Raw genomic sequence first — 13,543 nt, forward strand, 5'->3', positions numbered from 1 at the left:
CCACGCGCCGCAGCGGGGAGCTGCTGCAGCGGCTGCACTGCATGGTGCCGGCCGGAACCGCCCCGACGCCCGGCATCAGCCTCGGGCCGGCCAAGATTATCCTCGACGACGCCCGGCTGGACCTCGAGGCCTTGGCGAAAGCCTTGCGCGACAACCACGGCCGCGACCACGGTGTGGCGCTGCACTGCGTCACCGACGCCCAGCTCACCGTCGCGATCGCGGCATGGCAGTCTGCCGGCCCCCACCGCGACGATCGGATCGAGCACGCCGCGGTGGTGCCCGATGACCGACTGGCCGACCTTGCCGCGCTCGGCATCACCGTGGTCACCCAGCCCAACTTCATCGCCGAACGCGGCGCCGACTACCTGGCCGAGATCGCACCCGACCGGCTCCACGAATTGTGGCGGCTGGCGTCGTTGCGGGACAACGGTATTGCGGTGGCGCTCTCCACCGACGCCCCCTTCGGCGACGGTGACCCCTGGGCGGCCATGCGGGCCGCGGTGCACCGGACCAGCCCCGGAGGCATCGTGTTGGGTCCGGCCGAGCGGGTCTCGGCTCGCGCCGCGCTGGCCATGTTCACCGGCCGGCCCGACCGGCCCGCGACCCCGCGCACGGTCAGCCCCGGCGAGCCCGGTGACCTGTGTGTGCTCGACGGTGATCCGGGCGTGCTGGACGCCGGCCTGGTTGCTGCGACCATCGTCGCCGGCGCCGTGGTGCACCAGCACCCCAACATTCGGTAGCCTATCTAGATAGTTTGTGGGTTCAGAAATTCGGAAGGCATGGGATGACGCGTACGGACAGTGACAGCTGGGACCTGGCCAGCAGCGTGGGGGCGACCGCGACCATGGTGGCGGCGCAGCGCGCGCTGGCCACCGCCGGGCCCGACAAGCTGATCGACGACCCGTTCGCGGCGCCGCTGGTGCGCGCCGTCGGCATCGACTTCTTCACCCGGCTGATCGACGGGGACGTCGCGCTGCCCGAAGGCGACGACTTCGACCCGGTCCGGATGGGGCACGGCATGGGGATCCGGACCCGGTTCTTCGACCAGCACTTCCAGGCCGCGACGCAGAGCGGCATCCGCCAGGTGGTCATCCTCGCCGCCGGCCTGGACTCGCGTGCCTACCGGCTGGACTGGCCGGCCGGCACCCTGGTCTACGAGGTCGACCTGCCCGCGGTGATCGACTTCAAGACCAACACGCTGGCCGAGCTGGGTGCCGAACCGACCGCGCAGCGCCGCACCGTCGCCGTCGACCTGCGCGACGACTGGCCGGCCGCGCTAAAGGCCGCCGGTTTCGACCCGCAGGCACCGACGGTGTGGAGCGCCGAGGGCCTGCTGGTCTACCTGCAGCCCGACGCCCAGGACGCGCTGTTCGACACCATCACCGCGCTGAGCGCGCCGGGCAGCCGGCTGGCGTGTGAATTCATCCAGGACACCACGGTGTTCGCCGGCCCGGAATGGCGCGAGCACCGCGAGAAGCTGCAATCCGTCGGGTGCGAGGTGGAGATCGGCGAACTGATCTATCACGGCGAACGCAACCACGTCGTCGACTACCTGACCCATGCCGGCTGGACGGTGTCGGGCCGCGAGGTTCGCGACCTCTACGCCGAGGCCGGCCTGGAGTACGGCGATGACGCCCTGGCGGTGGCGTTCGGCGATCTGACGTATCTGAGTGCGGTGTTGCCCGACGAGCGCGTATGAAAAACATCACAGCCGGGGCGGTGGCAATACGGCAGTACTGCCACCGCCGGACGTTGGTGGGTGCCCCCAGTAGGACTCGAACCTACGACCTGCGGATTAAAAGTCCGTAGCTCTACCAACTGAGCTATAGGGGCCGTGCCGGAACAGAATACTGCCTTGCCGGCGGGCCCCGATCGGGGCCGCGTTTGAGGAAAGGGCCCGCCGTGCCCTAAGCTAGCCAAGCTCCCAACGTGACCACGTTGCGAGTCCCCGGAGAGATTCGGTTCTGGCCCCCTTCGTCTAGCGGCCTAGGACGCCGCCCTTTCAAGGCGGTAGCGCGGGTTCGAATCCCGTAGGGGGTACTCGTATCGCGGAGACGCGGAGCGAAGAGCAAGGCCCTGTGGCGCAGTTGGTTAGCGCGCCGCCCTGTCACGGCGGAGGTCGCGGGTTCAAGTCCCGTCAGGGTCGCTTTATACGGCGAGGCATACGTGCCTTCCGGCCAGGTAGCTCAGTTGGTACGAGCGTCCGCCTGAAAAGCGGAAGGTCGCCGGTTCGATCCCGGCCCTGGCCACTTTGAGAACCACCTGGTGACAGGTGGTTTTTCTCGTTTCTGGGGCGCTTGCTCGGCGGCCCGAACCTGACACATGTGACCACAGCCGGTGAGGTAACGTGCGGCCCTCCAACGGGTTCGGTCCCAACGGCGGCACGGCGTCGACCGGGAAGCCGTCGCGTGGGTCGGGCCCGCACGATCGGTCGCCGCCACCCCTAGGTGCCACAGCCGAGAACACGTTGTTGTCGAGCGGTCCGCAGAATCAAATCCGCGGTCAGACATGCGGGTTTATTCACGTCTGCCGCCTCGATGGGCAGGCCCGCAGCGCAGCGCATCACCATCAACGCGAGTGCGGTGTGGGTCGCGTACGAGATGACCAGCAAGTTGACGCAGGCCTCCGTGCCGCTGAGGGTCATCACGTGTTGGCGTTTGCCTTCCCACCCCGGCCAGCTGAAATCAGGGGGCCGTTGCAGTGGTGACCAGTTGACGTTGATGCTGGTGATGTTCCCCAGCAGAGGAGTCAGGACCGCGACGAGGTTCGGTAATTCATTGGTGATGCGATCTGCGCGGGGCCACCAGGCGCCGTCGATGTCGCGGCCGAGCTGGTGCGCCACGGTCAGCCGGATTGGGCGGGCATGGCGGGTGCCGGCGATGGCAGGAGTGGAGCGATCCGACTTCGGTCCCGTTACGTTCAAGTGGCGCATGACATCTTGCAATTCACGGATCGTTCCCTCACCGGTCGGATTTGGCTGTCCCGCGGACGCGGGAGGCGGAGGAATCACAATTGCCCGTGGGGTCGCCCGTGGCGAGTCTGGGTGGACCACCGCTGACAATGAAGCGGCTCGTCTTCGACCGTACGCGCCCGGCAGCGTTTTGGCGGCGGTTCGACCGCCAGGGGACTCTAGACTGCGCTGTTGTGCACCGTGTCCCCCGTCGGCTGTCCGCTACGGCCGCCGCGTTCGCGCTGATCATCACCGTCGCACCACCGATGAGCGCCGCAGCAGGGGACAAGATTCTGCTCGGCGGCGGGGCTGCGATCGTGCTCAACGACGACACGCTGTGCACCCTGGCCGCCATCGGCCACGACAGCACCGGCCGGCTGATCGGTTTCACCTCGGCTCATTGCGGTGGACCCGGCTCGCCGGTCGTCGCCGAGGGCGCCGAGGAACGCGGGGTCGTCGGCACGGTCGTGGCCGCCGACGACACGCTCGTCTATGCGGTGATCGACTTCGAGTCGGCCAAGGTGAAGCCGATCGCCGACTACGAAGGCTTCGGGATCTTCGGTCTCTGGCCGCCAGAGCCGGAACCCGCCGGCCCGGAGCCTGCCGAGCCGGAACCGGCCGGTTCGCAACCCGCTGACCCCGCCCCCGCGAGCCCGGAACCCGCCGCGGCCGAACCCGTCCCGGCCAAACAGGCCTGCAAACTCGGCCGGGGCTCCGGGCTCAATTGCTTCGACGTCGTTCCCGCCGGCCTGGACTCCGTCGGCGAGCAGTGGTGGCAACCCGGTGACGACGGCTCACCGATCACCATCGACAACCTGCTCGTCGGCATGGTCCGCGACGGATCGGTCCCGGCCGCACCGCTGGACCAGTCGGGGCCGGGGGTCGTGATGTTCAAGGAGATCCTCGACGACGTCAACGCCAAGGGCGGCCCGGGCGCCGGGTTCGGTCTCGGCTAGTACTCAAAACCTCAGGGCCGCAACGTCTCCGGGCAGAGCTCGGACTGCGCCGCGGCGATCTGGACGTCGGCGGCCTCGGGACTGTAATAGAACGTGTTGGTCAGCTGGCGCACCACGTCGCCCGGTGAGAGCCCGGACCGGTAGGTGCCGGTGTGCCCGTACATCCGCAGCAGCGCGCAGACGTAGTGGCCCGACGTCACCTTGACGTCATCGGCGATCGGGATCGCCACCGGCGAGGCGTTGACCTTCGCCAGATAACTGGCGTCGTCGGCGTGGGCGGCGGGCGCGGCGACCAATGCCGTGGCGGCGAGCAGGGGCGCGGCGAGGCGTGCGGTCACATGCATGACTTCCATCGTGCCACCGCGGCCCGGCAGATGAGATACATCCGGGTACGGCGCAAATCCCCGCGCACCACCGCGGGGCTGGCTATCGTGCCAGCCATGGCAGTCAAGGATTCCCGCGAAGTGGTCATCGAAGCCAGCCCGGAGGAGATCTTCGATGTCCTCGCCGACGTCGAGTCCGTGCCGTCCTGGTCGCCGCAGTACCAGAGCGCCGAGGTGCTCGACACCCATGACGACGGCCGGCCCCGCCGGGTGCGGATGCGGATCAAGGCGGCCGGTCTGACCGACGAGCAGGTGGTCGAATACAGCTGGACCGACGACAGCGTCGGCTGGACGCTGGTGTCGGCCGGCCAACTCAAGGCGCAGGACGCCAAGTACACGCTGACCCCGCAGGGTGACAAAACCAAGGTCCGCTTCGACATGGCGGTCGACCCGTCGATCCCGATCCCGGGCTTCCTGCTCAAGAACACCCTCAAGGGCGGCATGAAGACCGCCACCGACGGCCTGCGAACGCAGGTGCTCAAGGTCAAAAAGGGTCGCTGACTTCGGTTTCGCCCCAAACCCCGCTCAGCGCCGGCTACCGGACTAGGCTCGACGTAGTGGCTGTTCGAGCATCGCGGGAAATTGTGATTGACGCGCCGCCGGAGAGGATTCTCGACGCGCTCGCCAATGTTGGGGACCTGGTGTCCTGGTCACCGGTGCACAAGCGGGTCGAGATCCTCGACACCTACGAGGACGGCCGCCCCCACCACGTGCGTGCCACCGTCAAGGTTCTGGGATTGGTGGACAAGGAGATCCTGGAATACCACTGGGGCCCGGACTGGGTGGTCTGGGACGCCAAGGCGACAACCCAGCAGCGCGCCCAGCACGTCGAGTACACCCTCACCAAGGAGGGCCCGGACACCACCCGGGTGCGCTTCGACATCACCGTCGAGCCGTCCGGGCCGATCCCGGCGTTCCTGGTCCGGCGTGCCAGCAAGCTGGTATTGGACACCGCCACCGAGGGGTTGCGGCAGCAGGTGATGGGCACCCGGGCGCCTACCGAGCCGTGACCGGCCCCTCGCGCAGCACCTCCAAACGCCGCAGCGCCTCATCGAGGGTGTCCTCACGCTTGACAAAGGTGAACCGCACCAAGTGATTCCACACGTCAGGTGCGGTCGCCTCGCCCGGAGGCAGGCAGAACGCCGACAGCGGGATGGCCGCGACCCCGGCCCGGTGCGGCAGTTCGGCGCAGAACGCCGTGCTGTCGTCATAACCCAGCGGACGCGGATCGGCACACAGGAAATAGGTGCCGAAACTGTCGTGCACCTCGAAGCCGATCCCGGCCAACCCGGCGGCGAGCCGGTCCCGGCGGGCCTGCATCGTCGCGCGCAGGCCCGCCACCCAGGCGTCCTCGGTGTTGAGCGCCAGCGCCACCGCCGGCTGAAACGGCGCCCCGCCGACATAGCTCAGATACTGCTTGGCGGCTCGCACCCCGGCCAGCAGTTCCGCGGGCCCGCAGGCCCAGCCGATCTTCCAGCCGGTGCAGTTGAACATCTTCGCCGCGCTGGAGATGGTGACGGTGCGCTGCGCCATGCCCTCGAAGCCGGCCAGCGGCAGGTGGGTCCGCCCGGCAAAGACCAGGTGCTCGTAGACCTCGTCGGCGATGACCAGCAGATCGGCCTCCACCGCGATGCGTGCGATCGCGGCCAGCTCGGACTCGGTGAACACCGTGCCGGTCGGGTTGTGCGGTGAGTTGACGATCAACGCCCGGGTCGCCGGGGTGACGGCCCGGCGCAACCGGTCGACGTCCAAGGCGAATCCGCGGCCGTCGGGAACCAGCGGCACAGTGACCCGCTGCGCCCCGGCCATCGCGACCACCGGCGAGTAGGAGTCGTAGAACGGCTCGATCAACACCACCTCCGAGCCCGGCTCGACCAGACCGAACACCGCCGCCGCGATGGCCTCGGTGGCCCCGACCGTCACCAGGACTTCGGTGTCCGGGTCGTAGTCGATGCCGAAGTGCCGTTTGCGCTGCCCGGCGACGGCTTCCCGCAGCGCGGGCATGCCGGGGCCGGGCGGGTACTGGTTGATGCCGTCGGCGATTGCGGCCCGGGCAGTCTCCAGCATGGCCGGTGGCCCGTCCTCATCGGGGAAGCCCTGGCCGAGGTTGACCGCGCCGATCCGTGTGGCCAGCGCCGACATCTCGGCGAAGATCGTGGTGGCATAGGGCCGTAACCGCGACACCGTCATAACCGGCCAGCTTAGGAGCCGCGCAGTGTTCAGCCGCGGTGCCCGCACGTCGCCGCCGCGAAGCGCCGCCGTCGCACCCGGCCCAACCATCCGGTTGATAGGCCGCCCTGTTAGGGTGGGAAGCAGAGGTCTACGCTCCGAGCAGACGCAATCGAAAATCCGTGTCGAATCCCAACCGAAGAGGAATTCCAGCCATGTCCGAAGAAGCCTTCATCTATGAGGCCATTCGCACTCCGCGCGGCAAGCAGCGCAACGGGTCGCTGAACGAGATCAAGCCTGTCAGCCTGGCTGTCGGCCTGGTGAACGAACTGCGTAGCCGCTACCCCGACCTGGACGTCAACCAGATCAGCGACGCCGTGTTCGGCGTGGTGTCGCCGGTCGGTGACCAGGGTGGTTGCATCGCCCGCACCGCGATGCTGGCCGCCGGGATGCCCGAGACCACCGGTGGCGTGCAGCTCAACCGGTTCTGCGCGTCGGGTCTGGAGGCGATCAACACCGCCGCCGCCAAGGTCAAGGCCGGGTTCGATGACCTGGTGCTGGCCGGCGGCGTGGAGTCGATGAGCCGGGTGCCGATGGGTTCTGACGGCGGCGCCTGGGCGTCTGACCCCGACACCAACTACGAGATCGGCTTCGTGCCGCAGGGCATCGGCGCCGACCTGATCGCGACCATCGAGGGCTTCTCCCGCGAGGACGTCGACCGCTACGCGGCGCGCTCCCAGGAGCTGGCGGCCGCGGCCTGGTCGGGCGGCTACTTCGCCAAGTCCGTGGTCCCGGTGCGCGACCAGAACGGCCTGGTCGTCCTCGACCACGACGAGCACATGCGGCCCGGCACCACGGTGGAGAGCCTGAGTCAGCTGAAGACCGCGTTCGACGGGGTCGGCGCGATGGGCGGCTTCGACGACGTGGCGCTGCAGAAGTACCACTTCGTCGAGAAGATCAACCACGTGCACACCGGCGGCAACAGCTCCGGAATCGTCGACGGCGCCGCCCTGGTGCTCGTCGGTTCCGAGAAGGCCGGCAAGGAGCAGGGGCTGACCCCGCGGGCCCGCATCGTGGCCGCGGCCACGTCCGGCGCCGACCCGGTCATCATGCTCACCGGCCCCACCCCGGCCACCCAGCGGGTGCTCGACCGCGCCGGGCTGACCGTCGATGACATCGACCTGTTCGAGCTCAACGAGGCGTTCGCCTCCGTGGTGCTGAAATTCCAGAAGGACCTGAACATTCCGGATGAGAAGCTCAACGTCAACGGCGGTGCCATCGCGATGGGCCACCCGCTGGGCGCCACCGGCGCGATGATCACCGGCACCATGGTCGACGAACTGGAGCGCCGGGGTGCCCGCCGCGCTCTGATCACACTCTGCATCGGCGGTGGCATGGGCGTCGCCACCATCATCGAGCGCGTCTGAGAGGGTTTTTGAAAATGGCAGAGAACACCATTCAGTGGGACAAGGACGCTGACGGCATCGTCACGCTGACCCTGGACGACCCGACCGGGTCGGCCAACGTGATGAACGAGCACTATCGCGAGTCCATGCACAACGCCGTGGAACGCCTTGTCGCGGAAAAGGATTCGATCACCGGTGTGGTCATCACCAGCGCGAAGAAGACCTTCTTCGCCGGCGGTGACCTCAAGGCGATGATCCAGGTAGGCCCCGAGGACGCCCAGGCCGTCTTCGACCAGGTCGAGACCATCAAGGCCGACCTGCGCACCTTGGAGACCTTCGGCAGGCCCGTCGTGGCCGCCATCAACGGCGCCGCACTCGGCGGCGGCCTGGAGATCGCGCTGGCGTGCCACCACCGCATCGCCGCCGACGCCAAGGGCAGCCAGATCGGCCTGCCCGAGGTCACCCTGGGCCTGCTGCCCGCCGGCGGCGGGGTCACCCGCACGGTGCGCATGCTGGGCATCCAGAACGCGTTCATGAACGTGCTGGCGCAGGGCACCCGGTTCAAGCCGGCCAAGGCCAAGGAGGTCGGCCTGGTCGACGAGGTGGTGGGAAGCGTCGAGGAGCTGGTGCCGGCCGCCAAGGCGTGGATCAAGGCCAACCCGGAGGCGCACACCCAGCCGTGGGATGCCAAGGGCTACAAGATGCCCGGCGGCACCCCGTCGACGCCGTCGCTGGCGGCGGTCCTGCCGTCGTTCCCGGCGTTGCTGCGCAAGCAGCTCAAGGGTGCGCCGATGCCCGCGCCGCGTGCCATCCTGTCCACCGCGGTCGAGGGCGCGGCGGTGGACTTCGACACCGCCAGCCGCATCGAGAGCCGTTACTTCGTCTCGCTGGTTACCGGCAACGTCGCCAAGAACATGATCCAGGCGTTCTTCTTCGATCTGCAGCACATCAACGGCGGCGGCAGCCGGCCCGAGGGCATCGGGCAGACCCCGATCAAGAAGATCGGTGTGCTCGGCGCCGGGATGATGGGCGCCGGCATCGCCTACGTGTCGGCCAAGGCCGGCTACGACGTGGTGCTCAAAGACGTCTCCCTGGAGGCAGCGCAAAAGGGCAAGGGCTACTCGGAGAAGCTGGAGGCCAAGGCCGTCGAGCGGGGCCGCACCACCGCCGAGAAGTCCAAGGCGCTGCTGGACAAGATCACCCCGACCGGTGACCCGGCCGACCTCAAGGGCGTCGACTTCGTGATCGAGGCGGTGTTCGAGAACCAGGACCTCAAGCACAAGGTGTTCCAGGAGATCGAGGACATCGTCGAGCCCAACGCGCTGCTGGGATCCAACACCTCCACACTGCCGATCACCGGTCTGGCGACCGGGGTGAAGCGCCAGGAGGACTTCATCGGCATCCACTTCTTCTCGCCGGTCGACAAGATGCCGCTGGTGGAGATCATCAAGGGCGAGAAGACCTCCGACGAGGCACTGGCCCGGGTGTTCGACTACGTGCTGGCCATCAAGAAGACCCCGATCGTGGTCAACGACAGCCGCGGCTTCTACACCAGCCGTGTCATCGGCACCTTCGTCAACGAGGCGCTGAGGATGCTCGGGGAAGGTGTGGAGCCGGCCAGCATCGAGCAGGCCGGTCTGCAGGCCGGCTACCCGGCGGCTCCGCTGCAGCTCTGCGATGAGCTCAACCTGGAGCTGATGCAGAAGATCGCCAACGCCACCCGCGAGGGCATCGAGGCGGCCGGCGGCACGCTCGAGAGGCAGCCGAACGAAGAGGTCGTCGACAAGATGATCGAGATCGGCCGCCCGTCGCGGCTGTCGGGCGCCGGCTTCTACGAGTACGTCGACGGCAAGCGCACCGGGCTGTGGCCGGGGCTGCGGGAGACCTTCAACTCGGGCAGCTCCACCCCGCCGCTGCAGGACATGATCGACCGGATGCTGTTCGCCGAGGCGCTGGAGACCCAGAAGTGCCTCGACGAAGGCGTGCTCACCTCGACCGCGGATGCCAACATCGGCGCGATCATGGGCATCGGGTTCCCGCCGTGGACCGGCGGCACCCACCAGTTCATCGTCGGCTACCCCGGCGGACAGGCCGGCTTCGTCGCACGGGCCAAGGAGCTGGCCGGCAAGTACGGCGACCGGTTCAACCCGCCACAGTCGCTGCTGTAGTACCGGCGGCGCGACCAGACGCGAGAGCCCCCCAAAACCGCGGTTTTGGGGGGCTCTCGCGCCTGCTCGCCATGGGTGGCCGCTGGTGGTGACCCGCCGCGGCCGTGCGTTCCGATTAGGCTGCAGACGTGACATCCCCGGAACCCTCGTGGCTTCGGGGGATCTCGCGTCTGCTGGACTACCGGCTGAGCATCACCGTCGGCAAGCTGCTCGAGACGGCGTTGTGGCTGGGCCTGGTCTACGTGATCATCGGGGTGGTATGCCTGTTCCTGCGGCCCGACGGCGTGGAGATCCTCCAGACTCGGGCCGAGGAACAGTTCGGCATACCGCCCAACAGTGTCTACGAGCTGGCGACCGTGGCCGGAGTGCTGCTGTGGCCGCTGATGATGTTGCTGCCCGGCACCGCCTGCGGGGGCTGAAGGTCAGGCCCGGCGAGCCAGTAGGTAGTGCCGCACCGGTTGTCCGCCGTTGGCGGGCACGTAGTGCGGCTCGTCGCCGGAGCTGATCAGCTCCCACTGCGGAGCGAAAAGCCGGACGATCTCGGCCTGGTCGATGCCGCGGACGCCGAACAGTGCGCCCGGGGTGAACGCGACGATCAGCAGCCGCGAGTCGGGTCCGGTCACCGCGTTGACCTGCTGGGCGTAGACCGCCCGATCGTGATCGTTCATCCCGTGCAGGCAACCGCTGTCTGTCGCCAGGTCGAAGTCGTCACCGAGACCGGCTGAGTCCAGTTGGGCGATGTCGGCGCAGACGAACCGCACCGACACCTTCCCGGCCCGGGCCTTGGCGTGGGCGGCGCGCAGCGCCCGCGGGGCGAAGTCGACACCGGTGACTCGCCAGCCGTTCTGCGCCAGGTAGATGGAGTTGTCCCCGGTGCCGCAGCCCAGGTCCAGCGCGGTGCCCGGCGCCAACCCCACGCCGGCGTCGAGCTCGACCAGATTGCGCAGCCCGCGGGCCAGCGCGTGGCCCTCCCACGGGGTGAAGCCCAGCCGGTACATCCCCCGGAAAAGCAGCCTCCTGGCCCCCATAGCGTCTAGATGGTGCCCATATCAGCGGAGACCCAGTGCTGGGGACGCAGATAAATTGCCACGTACTCGCCCAGTTCGGTCAGCGCGTAATTGAGGAACTTCTCGGCCCGGTCGGGGGGAAGGTAACGGTGGGCCAGCTCGGCGTGCTGCTCGTCGGTGCCGGGTTCGATGCGGCTGACGGCACCGGCGACGGCGACATAGCGGACGGTCGGCTCCGTCCGCTCCACCATGAGCGAGAAGTGGCCGGCGGCCTCGATGAGCCGCCTCTTGCGTGACTCGACGCCGGTGAGGACCCAGGGCTCGCCGCCCGGGGTGTACTGATACCAGATCGGGACCGTCAGTGGGCCACGGCCGTCTCCCGCACTCACCGACAGCGCCGCGATGTGCGGCTCGACCAGAAACTGTTCGCGTTCGTCCTTGGACAGGGCCATGTTTCGAGGCTAACCGCAGTACCGCGCTCAGGGCGTTCGCCGGGCGGGCGGGTCGCCTAGATCGCCGGTCCCAGCAGGTCGTCGGCGTCGCGGATGATGTAGCCGTAGCCCTGCTCGGCCAGGAACCGCTGCCGGTGCGCGGCGTACTCGGCGTCCAGGCTGTCGCGGGCGACCACCGAGTAGAACACCGCGCCACCGCCGTCGGCCTTGGGCCGCAGCAGCCGGCCCAGCCGCTGGGCCTCCTCCTGGCGAGACCCGAAGGTGCCCGACACCTGCACGGCCACCGAGGCCTCGGGCAGGTCGATGGAGAAATTGGCGACCTTGGACACCACCAGGGTGGAGACCTCGCCGCGGCGGAATGCGTCGAACAGCTTCTCGCGCTCGGCGGTGCGCGTCGAGCCCTGGATCACCGGGGCGTCGAGTTGCTCGCCCAGTTCTTCGAGCTGATCGAGGTAGGCGCCGATCACCAGGGTCTGCTCGCCGGGATGCTGTTTGAGGATCGAGCGCACCACCGCGATCTTGGAGTGCACCGTCGAGCACAGTTTGTAGCGTTCCTCCGGCTCGGCGATCGCGTAGGTCATCCGCTCGCTCTCGGTCATGGTGACCCGCACCTCGATGCATTCGGCCGGCGCGATCCAGCCCTGGGCCTCGATGTCCTTCCAGGGTGCGTCGTAGCGCTTGGGTCCGATCAGGCTGAACACGTCACCCTCGCGGCCGTCCTCGCGGATCAGCGTGGCGGTCAGCCCCAGCCGGCGCCGCGACTGCAGGTCGGCGGTCATCCGGAACACCGGCGCCGGCAGCAGATGCACCTCGTCGTAGATGATCAGTCCCCAGTCGCGGCTGTCGAACAGCTCCAGATGCCGGTACTCGCCCTTGGTGCGCCGGGTGATCACCTGGTAGGTGGCGATGGTGACCGGCCGGATCTCCTTGCGCTCCCCGGAGTACTCGCCGATCTCCTCTTCGGTCAGCGAGGTCCGCGCGATCAGCTCGCGTTTCCACTGCCGGCCGGCGACGGTGTTGGTGACCAGGATCAGGGTGGTCGCACCCGCTTTGGCCATGGCGGCGGCGCCGACCAGCGTCTTGCCGGCGCCGCACGGCAGCACCACCACCCCGGAACCACCCGACCAGAACGAGTCGGCCGCCATCTCCTGATAGTCGCGCAGCGCCCAGCCGTCCTGACACAGCTCGATCGGATGCGCCTCGCCGTCGACATAGCCGGCCAGATCCTCTGCGGGCCAGCCGATTTTGAGCAGCATCTGCTTGACCCGGCCGCGTTCGCTGGGATGCACCACCACGGTGTCGTCATCGATGCGGGCGCCGAGCATCGGGGCGATCTTCTTGTTGCGCAGCACCTCCTCGAGCACCGCGCGGTCCAGGCTCACCAGGGTCAGGCCGTGCACCGGACTCTTCACCAGCTGCAGCCGCCCGTAGCGGGCCATGGTGTCGACGATGTCGACCAGCAGCGGCTGCGGCACCGCGTAGCGGGAGTGGGAGACCAGCGCGTCGACCACCTGCTCGGCGTCGTGCCCGGCGGCGCGAGCGTTCCACAACGCCAGCGGGGTGATCCGGTAGGTGTGCACGTGCTCGGGGGCGCGTTCCAGCTCGGCGAACGGCGCGATCGCGGCGCGGGCCGCGCCGGCCTGCTCATGATCGACCTCGAGCAGCACGGTCTTGTCGGATTGGACGATCAACGGCCCGTTGGTGCTCATGGGCCCATTATCCGGAGAGCTCCGACACCGGCGCTCACTGCGGCTCGGTCGAGGAGATCGACGTGATGCGGTGGATGGTGAAATCACGCATCTGGCCGGAGGCGGAATCGAACGCCACCAGTTGGCCGCCGCGAACCAGCACGGGGGAGACCTCCCGCTGGGTGGCCACCCCGGCGGCGTCGACGTAGCCGATCAGCATCGTGGAGCCCTCCGACGCGGCCCGCTTCAACATGATCATCGCGGTGACCGGCTCCAATCGGATGTTGTCGAACGGCGCCGACGTCACCGTGCGCAGCACCCGGACCAGCGACGTGAGGCTTTCGCTGCTGGGCCCGGCCGCCGG

At 68.4% G+C, this 13,543-nt stretch carries 14 protein-coding genes, 4 tRNA genes and 1 pseudogene; 11 read left to right on the forward strand and 8 right to left on the reverse strand.

From position 1 onward, the window contains the following. Together DQP56_RS17935 and DQP56_RS17940 are read left to right on the forward strand one after the other, a co-directional pair. On the forward strand, positions 1 to 740 hold a 740-nt coding region (locus DQP56_RS17935), incomplete at its 5' end, for an amidohydrolase family protein (protein WP_165825064.1). A 44-nt stretch (positions 741 to 784) separates the two neighbouring features. Next, positions 785 to 1,699, forward strand: coding sequence for a class I SAM-dependent methyltransferase (locus tag DQP56_RS17940; RefSeq protein ID WP_112687690.1), 915 nt, complete (start codon positions 785 to 787; stop codon positions 1,697 to 1,699). A gap of 61 nt (positions 1,700 to 1,760) precedes the next feature. Here DQP56_RS17940 and DQP56_RS17945 read toward each other — a convergent pair. Next, positions 1,761 to 1,833: transfer RNA gene (locus DQP56_RS17945), tRNA-Lys, on the reverse strand. Between the two features lie 134 nt (positions 1,834 to 1,967). Here DQP56_RS17945 and DQP56_RS17950 point away from each other — a divergent pair. The 3 genes from DQP56_RS17950 to DQP56_RS17960 all read left to right on the forward strand — a co-directional run bounded on the left by DQP56_RS17950 (position 1,968) and on the right by DQP56_RS17960 (position 2,249). Further along, positions 1,968 to 2,040: transfer RNA gene (locus tag DQP56_RS17950), tRNA-Glu, on the forward strand. A gap of 32 nt (positions 2,041 to 2,072) precedes the next feature. Then, positions 2,073 to 2,146 (forward strand) — tRNA-Asp (locus tag DQP56_RS17955). 29 nt (positions 2,147 to 2,175) lie between these two features. After that, positions 2,176 to 2,249 (forward strand) — tRNA-Phe (locus tag DQP56_RS17960). Between the two features lie 194 nt (positions 2,250 to 2,443). Here DQP56_RS17960 and DQP56_RS17965 read toward each other — a convergent pair. Next, complete coding sequence (locus DQP56_RS17965) at positions 2,444 to 2,932, reverse strand: DUF5994 family protein (RefSeq protein WP_435673880.1); 489 nt, start codon at positions 2,930 to 2,932, stop codon at positions 2,444 to 2,446. A 212-nt stretch (positions 2,933 to 3,144) separates the two neighbouring features. On the opposite strand from DQP56_RS17965, the gene DQP56_RS24785 reads away from it, so the two are divergent. Continuing rightward, positions 3,145 to 3,906: a chymotrypsin family serine protease gene (locus DQP56_RS24785; RefSeq protein WP_165825065.1), complete on the forward strand. Its 762-nt coding sequence runs from the start codon at positions 3,145 to 3,147 to the stop codon at positions 3,904 to 3,906. Positions 3,907 to 3,917: 11 nt separating this feature from the next. Here DQP56_RS24785 and DQP56_RS17975 read toward each other — a convergent pair whose 3' ends face one another. Further along, positions 3,918 to 4,259, reverse strand: coding sequence for a DUF732 domain-containing protein (locus tag DQP56_RS17975; RefSeq protein WP_112687692.1), 342 nt, complete (start codon positions 4,257 to 4,259; stop codon positions 3,918 to 3,920). Positions 4,260 to 4,346: 87 nt separating this feature from the next. Between DQP56_RS17975 and DQP56_RS17980 the strand changes: the two genes are divergently transcribed. Both DQP56_RS17980 and DQP56_RS17985 read left to right on the forward strand, forming a co-directional pair. Further along, on the forward strand, positions 4,347 to 4,790 hold the full coding sequence (locus DQP56_RS17980; RefSeq protein WP_112687694.1) for an SRPBCC family protein: 444 nt from the start codon (positions 4,347 to 4,349) through the stop codon (positions 4,788 to 4,790). 56 nt (positions 4,791 to 4,846) lie between these two features. Continuing rightward, positions 4,847 to 5,299 (forward strand): SRPBCC family protein, encoded by a 453-nt coding sequence (locus DQP56_RS17985; protein WP_112687696.1) that lies wholly within the window; start codon positions 4,847 to 4,849, stop codon positions 5,297 to 5,299. On the opposite strand, the gene DQP56_RS17990 is transcribed toward DQP56_RS17985, so the two are convergent. Further along, positions 5,286 to 6,479 (reverse strand): pyridoxal phosphate-dependent aminotransferase, encoded by a 1,194-nt coding sequence (locus tag DQP56_RS17990; protein WP_112687698.1) that lies wholly within the window; start codon positions 6,477 to 6,479, stop codon positions 5,286 to 5,288. The genes DQP56_RS17985 and DQP56_RS17990 overlap by 14 nt on opposite strands. A 194-nt stretch (positions 6,480 to 6,673) precedes the next feature. On the opposite strand from DQP56_RS17990, the gene DQP56_RS17995 reads away from it, so the two are divergent. From DQP56_RS17995 to DQP56_RS18005, 3 genes are all read left to right on the forward strand, one after another. Continuing rightward, a complete protein-coding gene (locus tag DQP56_RS17995) occupies positions 6,674 to 7,885 on the forward strand; it encodes an acetyl-CoA C-acetyltransferase (protein WP_112687700.1) in 1,212 nt (403 codons plus the stop codon). A gap of 14 nt (positions 7,886 to 7,899) precedes the next feature. Next, the gene (locus DQP56_RS18000) at positions 7,900 to 10,032 is read left to right on the forward strand and encodes a 3-hydroxyacyl-CoA dehydrogenase NAD-binding domain-containing protein (RefSeq protein WP_112687702.1); all 2,133 of its coding nucleotides are present in this window, start codon (positions 7,900 to 7,902) and stop codon (positions 10,030 to 10,032) included. 128 nt (positions 10,033 to 10,160) lie between these two features. Continuing rightward, a complete protein-coding gene (locus tag DQP56_RS18005) occupies positions 10,161 to 10,451 on the forward strand; it encodes a hypothetical protein (protein ID WP_112687704.1) in 291 nt (96 codons plus the stop codon). Between the two features lie 3 nt (positions 10,452 to 10,454). On the opposite strand, the gene DQP56_RS18010 is transcribed toward DQP56_RS18005, so the two are convergent. The 4 genes and pseudogenes from DQP56_RS18010 to DQP56_RS18025 all read right to left on the reverse strand — a co-directional run. After that, positions 10,455 to 11,060: a class I SAM-dependent methyltransferase gene (locus DQP56_RS18010; protein ID WP_112687706.1), complete on the reverse strand. Its 606-nt coding sequence runs from the start codon at positions 11,058 to 11,060 to the stop codon at positions 10,455 to 10,457. A 5-nt stretch (positions 11,061 to 11,065) separates the two neighbouring features. Continuing rightward, positions 11,066 to 11,491, reverse strand: coding sequence for a pyridoxamine 5'-phosphate oxidase family protein (locus DQP56_RS18015; RefSeq protein ID WP_112687708.1), 426 nt, complete (start codon positions 11,489 to 11,491; stop codon positions 11,066 to 11,068). 56 nt (positions 11,492 to 11,547) lie between these two features. Then, on the reverse strand, positions 11,548 to 13,200 hold the full coding sequence (locus DQP56_RS18020) for a DNA repair helicase XPB (RefSeq protein ID WP_112687710.1): 1,653 nt from the start codon (positions 13,198 to 13,200) through the stop codon (positions 11,548 to 11,550). Positions 13,201 to 13,234: 34 nt separating this feature from the next. Then, a pseudogene (locus DQP56_RS18025) lies at positions 13,235 to 13,543 on the reverse strand (helicase-associated domain-containing protein); the annotation flags it as partial.

It is taken from the genome of Mycolicibacter senuensis (assembly GCF_003284925.1).
Taxonomy (GTDB): Bacteria; Actinomycetota; Actinomycetes; order Mycobacteriales; family Mycobacteriaceae; genus Mycobacterium; species Mycobacterium algericum_A.

Excerpts from the sequence above, each read along its gene's own strand:
- DQP56_RS17940 (WP_112687690.1), top strand. The coding sequence starts at position 785 with ATGACGCGTACGGACAGTGACAGCTGGGACCTGGCCAGCAGCGTGGGG.
- DQP56_RS17965 (WP_435673880.1), bottom strand. The coding sequence starts at position 2,932 with ATGCGCCACTTGAACGTAACGGGACCGAAGTCGGATCGCTCCACTCCT.
- DQP56_RS17975 (WP_112687692.1), bottom strand. The coding sequence starts at position 4,259 with ATGGAAGTCATGCATGTGACCGCACGCCTCGCCGCGCCCCTGCTCGCC.
- DQP56_RS17980 (WP_112687694.1), top strand. The coding sequence starts at position 4,347 with ATGGCAGTCAAGGATTCCCGCGAAGTGGTCATCGAAGCCAGCCCGGAG.
- DQP56_RS17990 (WP_112687698.1), bottom strand. The coding sequence starts at position 6,479 with ATGACGGTGTCGCGGTTACGGCCCTATGCCACCACGATCTTCGCCGAG.
- DQP56_RS17995 (WP_112687700.1), top strand. The coding sequence starts at position 6,674 with ATGTCCGAAGAAGCCTTCATCTATGAGGCCATTCGCACTCCGCGCGGC.
- DQP56_RS18000 (WP_112687702.1), top strand. The coding sequence starts at position 7,900 with ATGGCAGAGAACACCATTCAGTGGGACAAGGACGCTGACGGCATCGTC.
- DQP56_RS18010 (WP_112687706.1), bottom strand. The coding sequence starts at position 11,060 with ATGGGGGCCAGGAGGCTGCTTTTCCGGGGGATGTACCGGCTGGGCTTC.
- DQP56_RS18015 (WP_112687708.1), bottom strand. The coding sequence starts at position 11,491 with ATGGCCCTGTCCAAGGACGAACGCGAACAGTTTCTGGTCGAGCCGCAC.
- DQP56_RS18020 (WP_112687710.1), bottom strand. The coding sequence starts at position 13,200 with ATGAGCACCAACGGGCCGTTGATCGTCCAATCCGACAAGACCGTGCTG.